This is a genomic window from Variovorax sp. R-27 (genome assembly GCF_049913215.1).
GTDB lineage: Bacteria > Pseudomonadota > Gammaproteobacteria > Burkholderiales > Burkholderiaceae_C > Variovorax.
This window is the reverse complement of the sequence record NZ_CP183984.1, coordinates 5430991-5444646: the sequence shown is the minus strand read 5'-3', so window position 1 is coordinate 5444646 and position 13656 is coordinate 5430991. Positions and strand designations below refer to the sequence as shown.

Sequence of the window (13656 nt, the reverse complement as noted above, 5' to 3'; positions counted from 1 at the left end):
CCGGCATGCTGTTCACCAACCCCCAGGCGCGGCGTAGCGCTTATGACGAATCGTTGAGCGAGGTAATGAACATCGCGCGCGGCCAGGAGAGCCGGCAGTGGCTGTCGCACTGGAACCGGCTCGCGCCGCACCCCACGCCGGCATGGCCGCTGCGCCGGCTGGCGGCGCAGCTGGGCATCGGCCAGTTGGTCGTCAAGGACGAATCGAAGCGCTCGGCGCTCGGCAGCTTCAAGGTGCTGGGCGCGCCCATTGCGCTGCTGCGGCTCGTGCTGCGCCGATGGCCCGACCGCGGATGGACGCCCGCGGAGCTTCTGGCGGGCAGGCATGCAGCGGCGCTGCGCGACTTCGTGGTCGTCAGCGCCACCGACGGCAATCACGGCCGCGCGCTCGCAGCGGCCGCTCAGAGCATCGGCTGCCGCTGCGTCATCGTGCTGCATGCCCAGGTCAGCGAGGAGCGCGAAACGCCGATTGCCGCGCTCGGCGCGGAGATCGTGCGCATCGCCGGCAACTACGACGAGTCGGTCGAGGAGGCTGCGCGCCTTGCCCGCGTAAACGGCTGGGAGGTGGTCTCGGACACCTCCTACGACGGCTACGAAGAGGTGCCGCGCGATGTGATGCAGGGCTACGGCATCCTGGCCGACGAACTGCTCGAAGACATTGCCGCCGGTGCGCCGTGCCCGTTCACCCACGTCATCGTGCAGGGCGGCGTGGGCGGGCTGGCCGCGGGCGTCGTCAGCCATTTCTGGGAGCGCTACGGCGCGGCGCGACCGAGCTTCATCGTGGTGGAGCCCGAGCAGGCCGACTGCCTGCTGCAAAGCGCGCGCAGCGGCCGGCCCGATCGCGCAACGGGCTCGGTCGATTCGGTGATGGCGGGGCTGGCCTGCGGCGAAACCTCGCCGCTCGCATGGCGCTTTCTTCAACCGGCCGTCGACCTGTTCATGACCGTGACCGACGCGCAGGCCGAGCAGGCGATGCGCACGCTCGCGAGCGGCGAGACGGGCGACGTACCCGTGCTGAGCGGTGAATCCGGCGCGGCCGGCCTGGCGGCGCTGCAGGTGCTGGCAGCCGACCCCGCGGCCCGAGATATCTCGGGATTGGGCCCCGATGCACGCGTGCTGCTGATCAGCACTGAAGGCGCGACCGCGCCCGGTGTGTATCGCGCATTGACGGGGCGATCAGGCGAGGAGGTCGTCGCGGCGCAGCGGCAGTGGCTGGCGCGCGAGGGCATGGTCGAGCAGGCGGCCACCTGAGCGGCCAGACCCCTCAGGCCACGTTCCAGCCGAAAAAGCGCAGCACCTCGTCGCGCTGCTTCATCGCATCGGCGCGCCCCAGCGCCATCAGCTCGCGCGTGTAGCCCGACTCGAACAGCAGGTAACTCGCGAGCGCGCCGCCCTTCACATCGGCCGCCACCTTCGAGCCGCCCAGCAGATGCCGCACCGCGCCGGGCAGGGCCTCGACGTGGCGCGCCGCGATCACGTCGAGGCGCTCCGACGGCGAGATCACCAGCAGGTCGAGCGGGCGCAGCGCGCTCGCCGCGCGCGCCTCTTCGGGAATCAGCCCCAGCGTGTGGTTGATGCGGCGCAGCCGCTCGATGTCCACCGCCAGCGCATCGAGAAAAATGCTCGACAGCGCATGGCCCGCAATCTGCGCCATCGTCGGATAGCCGCTGTGGGTGTTGGGCGCATCGGCGTCGCGCGGCTCGTGCATGCGGCCCGCGCCGATCACCACGATGCGTTGCGCGCCCAGGTGAATGGCCGCCGCGATGGGCGCCGACTGGCGCATCGAGCCGTCGCCGAAGTACTCGGTGTGGCCCTGCATCGGCAAGGCCGTGGCCGGAAACACGAAGGGAATGGCCGACGACGCCAGCAGGTGGGTGTGCGTGATGCGGTCGCGCACCGACAGGCGCTGCGAGCGCACCCATGGCTCCATCGGCACGGCCGCCTCGAAGAAAGTGACGTGCTCGCCCGAGCTGTAGCTCGAAGCCGTCACGGCCAGTGCCTGCAGGTGGCCTTCCTTCATGAGCTGCGGCAGCCGCTCGAGCGGCACCATGCGTTGCAGCAGCTCGGCCAGCGGCGTGTTGTCGAGCAGCGACTTCGGCTTGATGCGCATCCAGTTGGCCGCGAAGCGCCCGAGCCCGAGCAGCATGCGCCAGCGCGCGCCGCTGCCAATCACCGAAAGCGAATCGGCGCGGTACACCTGTTCGGCGCGGAACTGGCCCCAGACCTCGGCGATGTGTGCCACCACGTGGTCGAAGTTGTCGCAGCCGCAGGCCAGCACGGCTGCGTTGATGGCGCCGGCCGAGGTGCCGGTGATGACCTGGAAGGGGTTGCCCGTGCCGGCGGCAGGGCCGACAGAGCGCCGGATCTCGGCAATGGCCTCCAGCACGCCCACCTGGTAGGCAGCCCGGGCGCCGCCCCCGGTGAGCAGGAGGCCGGTGGCGACAGGGCTTGTCTCTGGCATTTTTGGTTATTGGGAGGCTGTTCGATGCTGGCTTGGAGAGCGCACTAGACTACCCGCCATTCAGGAGTTAGATCAATGGCACTCACCCCAGATGGGCTCATGGACGCGCTCAAGGCCGTCGCGGACCCTAACACCGGCAAGCAATTCGTGGCGACCCGGTCGCTCAAGAACCTCCAGGTCTCGGAGGGCGACGTCTCGTTCGACCTCGAACTCGGCTACCCGGCGAAGAGCCAGCACGCGGCCATCCGCAAGGCGCTGGTGGCGGCCGCCAAGGCGGTGCCGGGCGTGGAGAACGTGTCGGTCAACATCGTCACCAAGGTCATAAGCCATGCGGTGCAGCGCGGCGTGCAGCTGATGCCCAACGTCAAGAACATCATCGCGGTGGCCTCGGGCAAGGGCGGCGTGGGCAAGAGCACCACGGCGGCCAACCTGGCGCTGGCGCTGGCGTCCGAGGGCGCCACGGTCGGCCTGCTCGACGCCGACATCTACGGCCCGAGCCAGCCCATGATGATGGGCATCGAAGGCCGCCCCGACAGCGCCGACGGCAAGACCATGGAGCCCATGGAGCGCCACGGTGTGCAGGTGATGTCCATCGGCTTCCTGGTCGACCAGGACCAGGCCATGATCTGGCGCGGTCCCATGGCCACGCAGGCGCTGGAGCAGCTGCTGCGCCAGACCAACTGGAAAGACCTCGACTACCTCATCGTCGACATGCCCCCGGGCACCGGCGACATCCAGCTCACGCTGAGCCAGCGCGTGCCGATGACGGGCGCGGTGATCGTCACCACGCCGCAGGACATCGCGCTGCTCGACGCCAAGAAGGGCATCAAGATGTTCGAGAAGGTCGGCGTGCCGATCCTGGGCATCGTCGAGAACATGGCAGTGCACATCTGCTCGAACTGCGGCCATGCCGAACACATCTTCGGCGCGGACGGCGGCAAGAAGATGGCGGCTGAATATCAGATGGAATACCTCGGCGCGCTGCCGCTGGACATCAAGATCCGTCTGCAGGCCGACAGTGGGGCGCCTACTGTGGTGTCCGATCCTGAAGGGGACGTGGCAGGCATCTACAAGGCGGTTGCACGTCGAGTGGCCGTCGGCATTGCGGAGAAGGCCAAGGACTTTTCGGCGAAGTTTCCGACGATCTCGATCAGCAAGAACACCTGAGGAACGGCGTCTCGATGAACCTGCTCGCCTCGATGCGCTATCTGGTAGCGCTGAACGAGCACAAGCACTTCGGCCGCGCGGCGCAGGCCTGCCACATCACGCAGCCTGCGCTGTCGAATGCACTGCGTGCGCTGGAGACCGAGTTCGGCGTCGTCATCGTCAAGCGTGCCCGCGTGTATGTCGGCCTCACGCACGAAGGCGAACGAGTGCTCGCCACGGCGCAACGCATGCTGCGCGACAACGAAGTGCTGCTGCAGGAACTGCGCAGCGACGTGGACAACCCTCACGGCCGCCTGCGCATGGCCGCAGTGCCCACGGCGATACCGATGCTCTCGCGCTTTGCGGCCATGCTGCAGCAGCGGCACCCGGGCATCGTGCCGGCCGTGCTGTCGATGAGTTCGCAGGACCTGGAGACGGGGCTCGAAAGCCTGTCGATCGACCTCGCGCTGGGCTACACCGAGCGCATGCACCTGCCCGGCATCAAGCTCACGGCCTGGCCGCAGAGCATCGAGCACTACTTCCTGCTGCGCCGCGCTAAAAAGGCCTCGACCGATGAACTGCGCATCGGCGAGCCCATCTCGTGGGCCGAGGCGGGCAAGCTGCCGCTGTGCCTGCTCACGTCCGACATGCACAACCGCGCCATCGTCGACCAGGCGCTGCGCGAAGCCGGCGTGCCTGTGATGCCCGCCATCGAGACCAATTCGGTGCTCGCGCTGGCGCTGGCGGTGAGCGCGGGCACGGTCAACAGCGTGCTGCCCGGCGGCATGGTCGCGGCCGTGCGAAGCCATCGTGAGCTGGAAGCGCTGCCGCTGATGGCGCCGGACGTGCGTACGCCCATCGGCTTCATGACGCAGGACGGCGTGCGCGCCTCGCGCGCGCTCGAAGCGGCGCTGGCTTTCCTGCAGACGCCTGAGTGGCAGGAGCAGTTGCAGCAGCACAGCGGTGCGCTCGGCAAATGACAGGAACCAAAGGCCTAATCATTTAGTTATTGAATCAGGCCATGCCCTGATCGAATTTGACGGAGATTTAACCGTTAGCTCACACTCCGCGACCCGGATTAGCAATAACTTACACATCCGGCGAACAAGGAGAAATATGGCAGGTTCATCTGCAGGCGTTCTCGATGGAGAACGCGTCGTTGGGGGAGGGGCGCAGACGCAACCCGGCTTCCTGGAAAAAGAACGCATCATCGCGGGCCCCGGCTTCAATCGCTGGCTGGTTCCGCCGGCTGCATTGGCCATCCATCTGTGCATCGGCATGGCGTACGGCTTCTCGGTGTTCTGGCTGCCGCTGTCGAAGGCGCTCGGCACTGCCGGCACCGGCGCACAAGCTTGCGCCAAGGACATGAGCTTCTTCGCCGAGCTCTTCGCCACCAATTGCGACTGGCGCGTGGCCACGCTCGGCTGGATGTACACCCTGTTCTTCGTCTTCCTCGGCTGCTCGGCGGCCCTGTGGGGCGGCTGGCTCGAACGCGTTGGCCCGCGCAAGGCCGGTGTGGTGTCGGCGATTTGCTGGTGCGGCGGCATGCTGCTGTCGGCGGTGGGCATCCACCTGCACCAGTTCTGGCTGATGATCCTCGGCTCGGGCGTGATCGGCGGCATCGGCCTGGGGCTGGGCTACATCTCGCCGGTGAGCACGCTGATCAAGTGGTTCCCCGACCGCCGCGGCATGGCGACCGGCATGGCCATCATGGGCTTCGGCGGCGGCGCGATGATCGGCTCGCCGCTGGCGGTCGACCTGATGAAGCGCTTCAGCACCGCCACCGACGTGGGCGTGATGCAGACCTTCGTGGTCATGGCGCTGGGCTACTTCGTGTTCATGATGGCCGGCGCGCTGGGCTACCGCGTGCCGCCCTCGGGCTGGAAGCCCGAAGGCTGGACCCCGCCCCCGGCGCAGACCACCAACACCATGATCACGCAGCGCCACGTGCATGTGAAAAAGGTCTGGGGCATTCCGCAGTTCTGGCTCGTGTGGCTGGTGCTGTGCATGAACGTGAGCGCCGGCATCGGCGTGATCGGCATGGCCTCGCCCATGCTGCAGGAAGTGTTCGGCGGTGCGCTGATCGACCTGCCGGCCAAGTACGGCCAGCTCGACAAGACGCAACTCGCGGCCATCGCGGTGGTGGCGGGCGGCTTTACGGCGCTGCTGTCGCTGTTCAACATCGGCGGGCGCTTCGTGTGGGCCAGCCTGTCGGACAAGCTGGGCCGCAAGCTCACCTACACGGTGTTCTTCGTGCTCGGCGGCATCCTGTACGCGAGCATTCCCTCGTCGGCCGGCGCGGGCAGCAAGCTGCTGTTCGTGGGTGCCTGCTGCGTGATCGTGTCGATGTACGGCGGCGGCTTCGCCACGGTGCCGGCCTACCTGGCCGACCTGTTCGGCACGCAGTTCGTGGGCGCCATCCACGGCCGCCTGCTCACGGCGTGGGCCACGGCCGGCATCCTCGGCCCGGTGGTCGTGAACTACATGCGCGAATACCAGCTGGGCCTGGGCCTGCCGCGCGAGCAGGTCTACAACCAGACCATGTACATCCTCGTGGGCATGCTGGTGATCGGCTTCATCGCCAACCTGCTGGTGCGTCCGGTGGCCGACAAGCACTTCATGACCGACGACGAACTGGCCGTCGAGAAGAAGCTGGCACACGAGAAGGCCTCGGCGGCCGAAGTGGGCAGCGGCTCGGGCCGTGCCGATACGGTGAGCCCGGCGGTGGTGGCGCTGGCCTGGGTGGCGGTGGGTATTCCGCTGGCCTGGGGTGTCTACAAGACCCTGATCAGCGCGGCCAAGTTCTTCGGCTGATCCTCCGAGCGATCAGCGGCCCGAGGGCTGTGCGGCGAACACTTCGATCGCCGCCAGCCGGGCCACCGAACGGCCCGGCTTCACATCGCCGGCCATCACCAGCCGGGCCATGCCGTTGCGACCCAGCGGCGTGCCGTTCAGGCTGTAGGCAACCAGCGCCATGCGGTTGCCGGATTCGGGTGCGATCTCCGCGAGCGAGACCACCGCACGGTAGCCGTCGCTGCCGACCACCACCGCATACATCGAGAGCACCGGGTTGCGCACCGCGGTGTCCGGCTTGAGGCCGACCGACGCATCGTTCAGCAGGGTCCACAGGCTCACGCCGGTGTAGGTGTTGCTGCCGACAGTCAGCGTGACGGCGGGCTGAGCCTGCAGGGCTGCGAGGTCGAAGGTGGCGCGCTTGCCGACGGCACCTGAGACAGTGAAGGAGGGCGAGATGCCTTCGTTGGTGGTGGCCGTAGCGTGCGCGGCATGCGGCGCCATGGCGGCTGCCTGTGGCGGGCTGCCGGCACAACCTGCGAGAACTGTCAATGCCGTGATGGCTGCCATGGCGGCAGTGCGGCGCAGCCGGGGCGTGGACAGGAATAGCGCGCGATCTTTCACAGGAACTCCTCGTTTCCTCAAGGCGGGTAGCGTCGTATTCATTCTTGCATAGCGACGGCCGCCCACCGCGGGCGGACAATGGCGGCCCGCATTGGTTTACGCTTGGCGCCAACATGAAATCCAAAGTCCAGTTCCGTCTGCGCGTCTACCGGGACGACACCATCGCCATCGGCCCCGGCAAGATCGCCGTGCTCGAAGCCGTGGCCGAGACCGGCTCGATCTCGGCGGCCGCCCGGCTGCTGGGCATGTCGTATCGCCGGGCCTGGATGCTGATCGACGAGATGAACCAGTCGCTGGCCTCGCCGGCCGTGAACACCGCCGCCGGCGGCTCGCGCGGCGGCGGCACGGCGCTGACGCCGGTGGGCGAGGAAATCGTCAAGCACTACCGGGCCATCGAGAACGCGGCGCGCCTTGCCACGGCGGCCGACATTCGTGCGCTGACGCGCCTGCTGGCGCCATGAGCTCCGAGGCCGCCGATGTCGTCTGCCGCCCGGTCGGCCTGGTGCGCAGCCGCTTCACGGAGGCCACCGGCATGCCGATCCAGACGGCCGGCGCACCCGAAGAAACGGGGCGCGTCGAAGTGTTCGCCGAGTTCGCGCCGGGCCTGCGCGACATCGAAAGCTTCGACTACCTGATCCTCGTCACCCACCTGCACCAGTGCGCACACGAGCGCCTGGAGGTGGTGCCCTTTCTGGACAACGCATCGCACGGCGTCTTCGCCACGCGCGCGCCCGCAAGGCCGAACCGGCTGGGCCTGTCGATCGTGCGGCTCACCTCGGTGGAGGGCACCACGCTGCACTTCAGCGGCAACGACATGATGGACGGCACGCCCGTGCTCGACATCAAGCCCTACGTGCCGAAGTTCGACGTGCGCGAGACCGACCGCATCGGCTGGTTCGGCGCCAGGCTCGATCAACTGCCGCGCACCCGCTCCGACGGCAGGATGGGCTGATCGGGCGGGGCGTTTTCCGGTGGGTCCTGCCAGCCTTGCCAGCACGACCACACGCTCTGCGACAGCACCTCGCGCGCCTGCGGCGGTGCTTCGCCGATGCTGCCCATGCTGATGAAGCCCGCAAGGTATTCGCCCGGCAGCACGCCCACCTGCCGCGCCAGCGTTTCGTCGAAGCAGCGTTCGCCGCTCAGCACGATGGCGCCATAGCCCAGCTGGTGCGCGGCGTTCAGCAGATTGCCGAGCGCCGCGCCCGCGCTCAGCCACTGTTCGCGCGCCGGGATCTTGCTGCGCTCGCGCGGCGACACCACGAAGCCCAGCAGCAGCGGCGGCCGAGTGGCATGTTCGCGTGCGCGCTTCAGGTCGGCGGGGCTGGCCAGCGGATCGCGCCGCAGTTTTTCCTGCTCGAAGCACCAGGCCAGCGCTTCGCGGTTCTGCGGGCGGAACTCGATCACGCGCCACGGATGCAGGCCGCCATGGTCGGGCGCGCGCAGGCCGGCCTGGAGGATCGCGTCGAGTTCATCGGGGTTGGGGCCGGGCGGCTGCAGGCGACGCGGCGACACCGAGCGCCGCGTCAGCAAAACTTCGAGGATGCGCTCCGCACCCGTCATGTGCCTCCACATGCGCGTCACTGCTCCCGGTGGTCGACCCACACCGCCTGGCGGCGCAGCACCTCGCCGATGTCGCCGGCGTCGGCCGTTGCCACGAAGAAGGACTGGCTCGCGCCATCGGGGCCGGTGATGGACAGCACGAAGCCCTCTGCATCCATGGCGCGCTCGATGCGCCATTCCTGCACCTGCGTCACATGGTGACGAAGCTCCGGCCGGCCGGAGATCGAGCGAACAACGGTGTCATGGGTGGAAGGGCGCATGGGTGGGATGTCTCCTACGCTGTATTCCTCAGTATATGAAGACTCATGGCTTTGCGCACCCCCGTGAGAACCTTAGGGCTCATCGTGTAACAATCTCGCCGTATTTTCATGAACACGACGAACTCGCTCATCGCTTCGACCGACTGGTTTCCGCTGGTGCTGTCGCTCAAGGTCGCCGCCGTGGCGACCCTGCTGGCACTGATCGTCGGCGTGGCGCTGGGCTGGGTGTTCGCACGCAAGAAGTTCTTCGGCGCCACTGTGCTTGAGGCCGTGTTCATGTTGCCGCTGGTGCTGCCGCCCACGGTGATCGGCTACGCGATTCTTGTGGCGGCCGGGCGCCGCAGCCCGCTGGGCGCGTGGCTGCGCGAGCACCTCGACTACACCATCATCTTCAGCTGGCACGGCGCCGTGGTGGCCTCGGCCGTGGTCGCACTGCCGCTGGTGCTCAAGTCGGCCAGCGCGGCGTTTTCGGGCGTCGACCGCTCGCTCGAAGCTGCGGCCAGCACGCTGCGGCAGTCGCCGTTTTCGGTTTTCCTGCGCGTCACGCTGCCGCTGGCCTGGCCCGGCATCCTGGCCGGCACGCTGCTCGCGTTCGCGCGCGCCATGGGCGAATTTGGCGCGTCGCTGATGGTGGCCGGCTCCATCCCCAAGCAGACGCAGACGCTTTCGATGGCCATCTATGACGCGGTGCAGGCAGGGCACGACGACCTTGCGCTGCTGCTGGTCATCGTGACTTCGCTGCTGTCGATCACCGTGCTGGTGCTGTCGAACCGCTTCTTCTCTCTTCGCTGATTTCATTTTCAATAATCTGGAGTTGCCCATGCGTCCGTTTCGCCTTCTGTCGTTGGTTCTTGCACTCGCCTTGCCGCTGGTTGCGGGCGCCCAGCAGATCACCGTGTCCGCCGCTGCCAGCCTGACCGACGCATTCAAGGAAATCGGCCCCAAGTTCGAGGCTGCCAAGACGGGTGCCACGGTGCGCTTCAATTTCGCGGCCTCGGGCGTGCTGCTGCAGCAGATCGGCCAGGGCGCACCGGTGGACGTGTTCGCCAGCGCCGACCAGGAAACGATGAACCGCGGCGTCGAGCAAAAGGCGATCGACGCCGCCACGCGCAAGGACTTCGTCACCAACAGCCTGGTGCTGATCGAGCCCGCCAAGGAAGGCGTGGGCCCCAAGACGCTGCAGGACCTGGGCGGCGCCAACGTGAAGAAGATCGCCGTCGGCAAGGTCGCCACCGTGCCGGTCGGCCGCTACACCAAGCAGGTGCTGGACAACGCCAACCTCTGGACCACGCTCGAACCCAAGTTCGTGCAGGCCGACAGCGTGCGCCAGGTGCTCGACTACGTGAGCCGTGGCGAAGTCGAGGCCGGTTTCGTCTACCGCACCGACGCGGCCGTAGCCGGCGACAAGGTGAAGATCGCCTTCACGCCCACCGGCCACACACCCGTGACCTACCCCATCGCCGTGGTCGCCGAGAGCAAGCAGAAAGCGCTGGCCGGCGACTTCATCGCCTTCCTCTCGACGCCCGCCGCGCAGGAAGTGCTCACGCGCTACGGATTCGGCAAGCCATGATCGATGTCGATCTGAAGCTCACGGTGGTCGATGGCCGCCGGCGCTTCGATCTGGCGGTGCGTTTCGCGACGGACGTGCCCTTTGCCGCGCTCTACGGCCCGTCGGGCGCGGGCAAGTCGCTGACCTTGCAGGCCATTGCCGGCCTGCTGCATCCTTCGGCGGGCCACGTGCGGCTCGACGGCCGCACGCTGTACGACTCGGCCCAGGGCATCGACGTGCCCGCGCCGGCGCGGCGCATCGGCTACCTGTTCCAGGACTACGCGCTGTTCCCGCATCTGAGCGTGCGCGAGAACGTGGCCTTCGGGCTGACCGCATGGCACCGCCGCAAGCCGGCCGCGAAAGATGCCGAACGCGTGCACGCCCTGCTCGAAAGCTTCGGCCTGGCAGCGCTGGCCGAAAGCCGGCCGCAGAACCTGTCGGGCGGCCAGCAGCAGCGCGTGGCGCTCGCGCGTGCGCTGGCCTGCGAGCCGCAGGTGCTGCTGCTCGACGAGCCCTTTGCCGCGCTCAACCCCATGCTGCGCGCGGAATTGCGCAACGAGCTCGCGCAGGTACGCAGGCAGTGGGGCATTCCGGTGCTGATGATCACGCACGACATCGAGGACGTGCTCGCGCTGGCCGACGTGGCCTTCGTCTACAAGGACGGGCAGGTGGTGCGCGAGATCGACCTGCACAACGCAGAAAGCCGTGACTTTGCGCTGCGCGATATCGCCGGCGTGCAGGCTGTCGAAGAGACGCCGCTGCGCAGCAAGCTGCGTGGGCTGCTGATGCAGGACACGCGAGGCGCCTGAGGCCCCGCTTCATTTCCTTTTTGAATCGCCGCATGTCCCGATTCAATTTGACGCTCTGCAGGCCCGCGGCGAACACTCGCCGGCATGAGCAGTGAGCAGAAGATCGAGTTTTACAAGGGCCCTGCGGGCGGTTGGGGCGCACTGCGCAGCGTGACGACCGCGCTGCTGCGGCAGGACATTCCCATCAAGGGCGCGAAGACGCTGCTGTCGGCCAACCAGCCCGACGGTTTCGACTGCCCCGGCTGCGCCTGGCCTGACCGCAACCACGCCTCGACCTTCGAGTTCTGCGAGAACGGCGTCAAGGCCGTGGCCGCCGAAGCCACCGCGCGCCGCGCCGGCCCCGAGCTGTTCGCCAAGCACACCGTGGCCGAACTCGCCGAGCAAAGCGACTTCTGGCTTGAAGACCAGGGCCGCCTCACGCACCCCATGGCCTACGACGCGACCAGCGACAAATACGTGCCCATCGAATGGGACGATGCCTTCGCGCGCATCGCGAAGCATCTGAACGCGCTGCCCGACCCGAACCAGGCCATCTTCTACACCTCGGGCCGTGCGAGCAACGAGGCGGCCTTTCTGTACCAGCTGTTCGTGCGCGAGTACGGCACCAACAATTTTCCCGATTGCTCGAACATGTGCCACGAGCCCAGCGGCAGCGGCATGCGTCCGCAGTTCGGCGTGGGCAAGGGCACGGTCACGCTCGACGACTTCGAGAAGGCCGACGCGATCTTCATCTTCGGCCAGAACCCCGGTACCAACCATCCGCGCATGCTCGGCGAGTTGCGCGCGGCTTCCAAACGCGGCGCGCGCATCGTGAGCTTCAACCCACTGCGCGAGCGCGGCCTGGAGCGCTTTGCCGATCCGCAAGACAAGCTCGAGATGGCGACCATGGGCTCCACGCCCATCAGCACGCACTACTTCCAGCTGCGCGTGGGTGGCGACTTCTCCGTCATCAAGGGGATGATGAAGCACGTCATCGAGCGCGAAGACGAAGCGGTGGCGCGCGGCGAGCCTTCGGTGCTCGACCATGAATTCATCGCCACGCACACCACCGGCTTCGAAGCGCTCGCGGCTGATCTGCGCGCCGAGTCGTGGGACATCCTGGTGCAGGAGTCGGGCCTGAGCGAAGCGCAGATCCGCGCCGCGGCCGACGTGTACCTGGGGGCCGAGCGGGTCATCGCCTGCTGGGGCATGGGTATCACGCAGCACCAGCATTCGGTCGCCACCATCCAGATGATCGGCAACTGGCTCATGCTGTGCGGCCACATGGGCCGCGAAGGCGCGGGTGCATGCCCGGTGCGCGGCCACAGCAACGTGCAGGGCGACCGTACCATGGGCATCTGGGAAAAGCCGCCGGCAGCGCTGCTCGACCGCCTGCAGAAGGTGTTCGACTTCGAGCCGCCGCGGCAGAACGGCGTCGACACGGTCGAGGCCATCCGGCTCATGCTCGACGGCAAGGGCAAGGTGTTCTTCGCGCTCGGCGGCAACTTTGCGGCCGCCACGCCCGACACCTACCAGACCTGGAAGGCGCTTCAGCAGTGCGACCTGACAGTGCACGTGACCACCAAGCTCAACCGCAGCCACGTGGTCCACGGGCGCGAGGCGCTGATACTGCCTTGCCTGGGCCGCACCGAGATCGACATGCAGGCCGCCGGCCCGCAGGGCGTGACGGTGGAAGACTCGATGAGCATGGTGCACATCTCGATGGGCATCAACCCGCCTGCGTCGCAGCACTTGCTGTCGGAGCCGGCCATCGTGGCGCGGCTCGCGGCCGCCACCATCGGCGCGCGCAGCAAGACACCGTGGCTGTGGCTCGTCGAAGACTACGCGCGCATCCGCGACAAGATCGAAGCCGTGTTCGACGACTTCAAGGACTTCAACACGCGCGTGGCGCACCCCGGCGGCTTCCGCCTGCGCAACACCGCAAGCGAGCGCGTGTGGAACACCGCGTCGAAGAAGGCCGTGTTCTTCACGCACTCCGTGCCGCTGGACACCCATTCGCACCGCGCCCGCGCGCGCTTCGCGAAGAAGGGCGACACCATCGTCTTCACGCTGCTGACCACGCGTTCGCACGACCAGTACAACACCACCATCTACGGCATGGACGACCGCTACCGCGGCGTGTTCGGCCAGCGCCGCGTGGTGTTCATCAACAAGGAAGACATCAGCAAGCTTGGCATGAAGGACGGCGACTGGGTCGACATCCAGACCGTGTGGAACGACGGCCAGGAGCGCCGCGCCGACCGCTTCAAGCTGGTGGCCTACGACATTCCGCGCGGCAACATCGCGGCCTACTACCCCGAGACCAATCCGCTGGTGCCGCTGTCGTCGGTGGCCGAGAACGCGGGCACGCCGACCTCCAAGTCGATTCCCGTGGTGCTGGTGCCGCACGAGCTGCCGATCCAGAAGCTGGCGGAGGACCAGGCGGACGGGATGGTGGCTGCATGAGCCACCGGGC

General features: G+C 67.5%; 14 protein-coding genes. 10 read left to right on the top strand and 4 right to left on the bottom strand.

What is annotated here, in order from left to right:
* Positions 1 to 5: 5 nt before the first annotated feature.
* Complete coding sequence (locus tag ACN9MV_RS25465; RefSeq protein ID WP_426390048.1) at positions 6 to 1250, top strand: diaminopropionate ammonia-lyase; 1245 nt, start codon at positions 6 to 8, stop codon at positions 1248 to 1250.
* A 13-nt stretch (positions 1251 to 1263) separates the two neighbouring features.
* Here ACN9MV_RS25465 and ACN9MV_RS25460 read toward each other — a convergent pair whose 3' ends face one another.
* On the bottom strand, positions 1264 to 2460 hold the full coding sequence (locus ACN9MV_RS25460; protein ID WP_093178681.1) for a patatin-like phospholipase family protein: 1197 nt from the start codon (positions 2458 to 2460) through the stop codon (positions 1264 to 1266).
* A gap of 75 nt (positions 2461 to 2535) precedes the next feature.
* Here ACN9MV_RS25460 and apbC point away from each other — a divergent pair, with 75 nt between their 5' ends.
* The 3 genes from apbC (at position 2536) to ACN9MV_RS25445 (ending at position 6420) form a co-directional block, all read left to right on the top strand.
* The gene (apbC, locus tag ACN9MV_RS25455) at positions 2536 to 3627 is read left to right on the top strand and encodes an iron-sulfur cluster carrier protein ApbC (RefSeq protein ID WP_093077402.1); all 1092 of its coding nucleotides are present in this window, start codon (positions 2536 to 2538) and stop codon (positions 3625 to 3627) included.
* Between the two features lie 14 nt (positions 3628 to 3641).
* A complete protein-coding gene (locus ACN9MV_RS25450; RefSeq protein ID WP_093077400.1) occupies positions 3642 to 4586 on the top strand; it encodes a LysR family transcriptional regulator in 945 nt (314 codons plus the stop codon).
* A 136-nt stretch (positions 4587 to 4722) separates the two neighbouring features.
* Positions 4723 to 6420, top strand: a complete 1698-nt coding sequence (locus tag ACN9MV_RS25445; protein WP_426390045.1) for an OFA family MFS transporter — start codon at positions 4723 to 4725, stop codon at positions 6418 to 6420.
* A gap of 12 nt (positions 6421 to 6432) precedes the next feature.
* Here the strand turns inward: ACN9MV_RS25445 and ACN9MV_RS25440 are convergent, their stop codons facing one another.
* The gene (locus ACN9MV_RS25440) at positions 6433 to 6969 is read right to left on the bottom strand and encodes a hypothetical protein (protein ID WP_426390044.1); all 537 of its coding nucleotides are present in this window, start codon (positions 6967 to 6969) and stop codon (positions 6433 to 6435) included.
* 167 nt (positions 6970 to 7136) lie between these two features.
* Here ACN9MV_RS25440 and ACN9MV_RS25435 point away from each other — a divergent pair, with 167 nt between their 5' ends.
* Positions 7137 to 7484, top strand: coding sequence for a winged helix-turn-helix domain-containing protein (locus tag ACN9MV_RS25435; RefSeq protein ID WP_093058016.1), 348 nt, complete (start codon positions 7137 to 7139; stop codon positions 7482 to 7484).
* Entirely contained in the window at positions 7481 to 7975 is a 495-nt protein-coding gene (gene tsaA, locus ACN9MV_RS25430; RefSeq protein ID WP_426390042.1) for a tRNA (N6-threonylcarbamoyladenosine(37)-N6)-methyltransferase TrmO, read from the top strand. The genes ACN9MV_RS25435 and tsaA overlap by 4 nt, the downstream gene beginning before the upstream one ends.
* Here tsaA and ACN9MV_RS25425 read toward each other — a convergent pair.
* Together ACN9MV_RS25425 and ACN9MV_RS25420 are read right to left on the bottom strand one after the other, a co-directional pair.
* Positions 7936 to 8595: a nitroreductase family protein gene (locus ACN9MV_RS25425; RefSeq protein ID WP_426390041.1), complete on the bottom strand. Its 660-nt coding sequence runs from the start codon at positions 8593 to 8595 to the stop codon at positions 7936 to 7938. The two genes, tsaA and ACN9MV_RS25425, sit on opposite strands and share 40 nt — an antisense overlap.
* Before the next feature lie 5 nt (positions 8596 to 8600).
* Positions 8601 to 8843, bottom strand: coding sequence for a hypothetical protein (locus ACN9MV_RS25420; RefSeq protein ID WP_426390040.1), 243 nt, complete (start codon positions 8841 to 8843; stop codon positions 8601 to 8603).
* Positions 8844 to 8951: 108 nt separating this feature from the next.
* On the opposite strand from ACN9MV_RS25420, the gene modB reads away from it, so the two are divergent.
* From modB to ACN9MV_RS25400, 4 genes are all read left to right on the top strand, one after another.
* The gene (gene modB / locus ACN9MV_RS25415; RefSeq protein ID WP_093058013.1) at positions 8952 to 9635 is read left to right on the top strand and encodes a molybdate ABC transporter permease subunit; all 684 of its coding nucleotides are present in this window, start codon (positions 8952 to 8954) and stop codon (positions 9633 to 9635) included.
* Between the two features lie 28 nt (positions 9636 to 9663).
* A complete protein-coding gene (gene modA / locus ACN9MV_RS25410) occupies positions 9664 to 10413 on the top strand; it encodes a molybdate ABC transporter substrate-binding protein (RefSeq protein ID WP_426390039.1) in 750 nt (249 codons plus the stop codon).
* The gene (locus ACN9MV_RS25405; RefSeq protein WP_426390038.1) at positions 10410 to 11201 is read left to right on the top strand and encodes an ABC transporter ATP-binding protein; all 792 of its coding nucleotides are present in this window, start codon (positions 10410 to 10412) and stop codon (positions 11199 to 11201) included. Before modA ends, ACN9MV_RS25405 begins: the two co-directional genes overlap by 4 nt.
* Positions 11202 to 11285: 84 nt before the next feature.
* Positions 11286 to 13646, top strand: a complete 2361-nt coding sequence (locus ACN9MV_RS25400; RefSeq protein ID WP_426390036.1) for an FdhF/YdeP family oxidoreductase — start codon at positions 11286 to 11288, stop codon at positions 13644 to 13646.
* Positions 13647 to 13656 lie beyond the last annotated feature (10 nt).

Excerpts from the sequence above, each read along its gene's own strand:
- ACN9MV_RS25465 (WP_426390048.1), top strand. The coding sequence starts at position 6 with ATGCTGTTCACCAACCCCCAGGCGCGGCGTAGCGCTTATGACGAATCG.
- ACN9MV_RS25460 (WP_093178681.1), bottom strand. The coding sequence starts at position 2,460 with ATGCCAGAGACAAGCCCTGTCGCCACCGGCCTCCTGCTCACCGGGGGC.
- apbC (WP_093077402.1), top strand. The coding sequence starts at position 2,536 with ATGGCACTCACCCCAGATGGGCTCATGGACGCGCTCAAGGCCGTCGCG.
- ACN9MV_RS25450 (WP_093077400.1), top strand. The coding sequence starts at position 3,642 with ATGAACCTGCTCGCCTCGATGCGCTATCTGGTAGCGCTGAACGAGCAC.
- ACN9MV_RS25445 (WP_426390045.1), top strand. The coding sequence starts at position 4,723 with ATGGCAGGTTCATCTGCAGGCGTTCTCGATGGAGAACGCGTCGTTGGG.
- ACN9MV_RS25440 (WP_426390044.1), bottom strand. The coding sequence starts at position 6,969 with ATGGCAGCCATCACGGCATTGACAGTTCTCGCAGGTTGTGCCGGCAGC.
- ACN9MV_RS25435 (WP_093058016.1), top strand. The coding sequence starts at position 7,137 with ATGAAATCCAAAGTCCAGTTCCGTCTGCGCGTCTACCGGGACGACACC.
- tsaA (WP_426390042.1), top strand. The coding sequence starts at position 7,481 with ATGAGCTCCGAGGCCGCCGATGTCGTCTGCCGCCCGGTCGGCCTGGTG.
- ACN9MV_RS25425 (WP_426390041.1), bottom strand. The coding sequence starts at position 8,595 with ATGTGGAGGCACATGACGGGTGCGGAGCGCATCCTCGAAGTTTTGCTG.
- ACN9MV_RS25420 (WP_426390040.1), bottom strand. The coding sequence starts at position 8,843 with ATGCGCCCTTCCACCCATGACACCGTTGTTCGCTCGATCTCCGGCCGG.
- modB (WP_093058013.1), top strand. The coding sequence starts at position 8,952 with ATGAACACGACGAACTCGCTCATCGCTTCGACCGACTGGTTTCCGCTG.
- modA (WP_426390039.1), top strand. The coding sequence starts at position 9,664 with ATGCGTCCGTTTCGCCTTCTGTCGTTGGTTCTTGCACTCGCCTTGCCG.
- ACN9MV_RS25405 (WP_426390038.1), top strand. The coding sequence starts at position 10,410 with ATGATCGATGTCGATCTGAAGCTCACGGTGGTCGATGGCCGCCGGCGC.
- ACN9MV_RS25400 (WP_426390036.1), top strand. The coding sequence starts at position 11,286 with ATGAGCAGTGAGCAGAAGATCGAGTTTTACAAGGGCCCTGCGGGCGGT.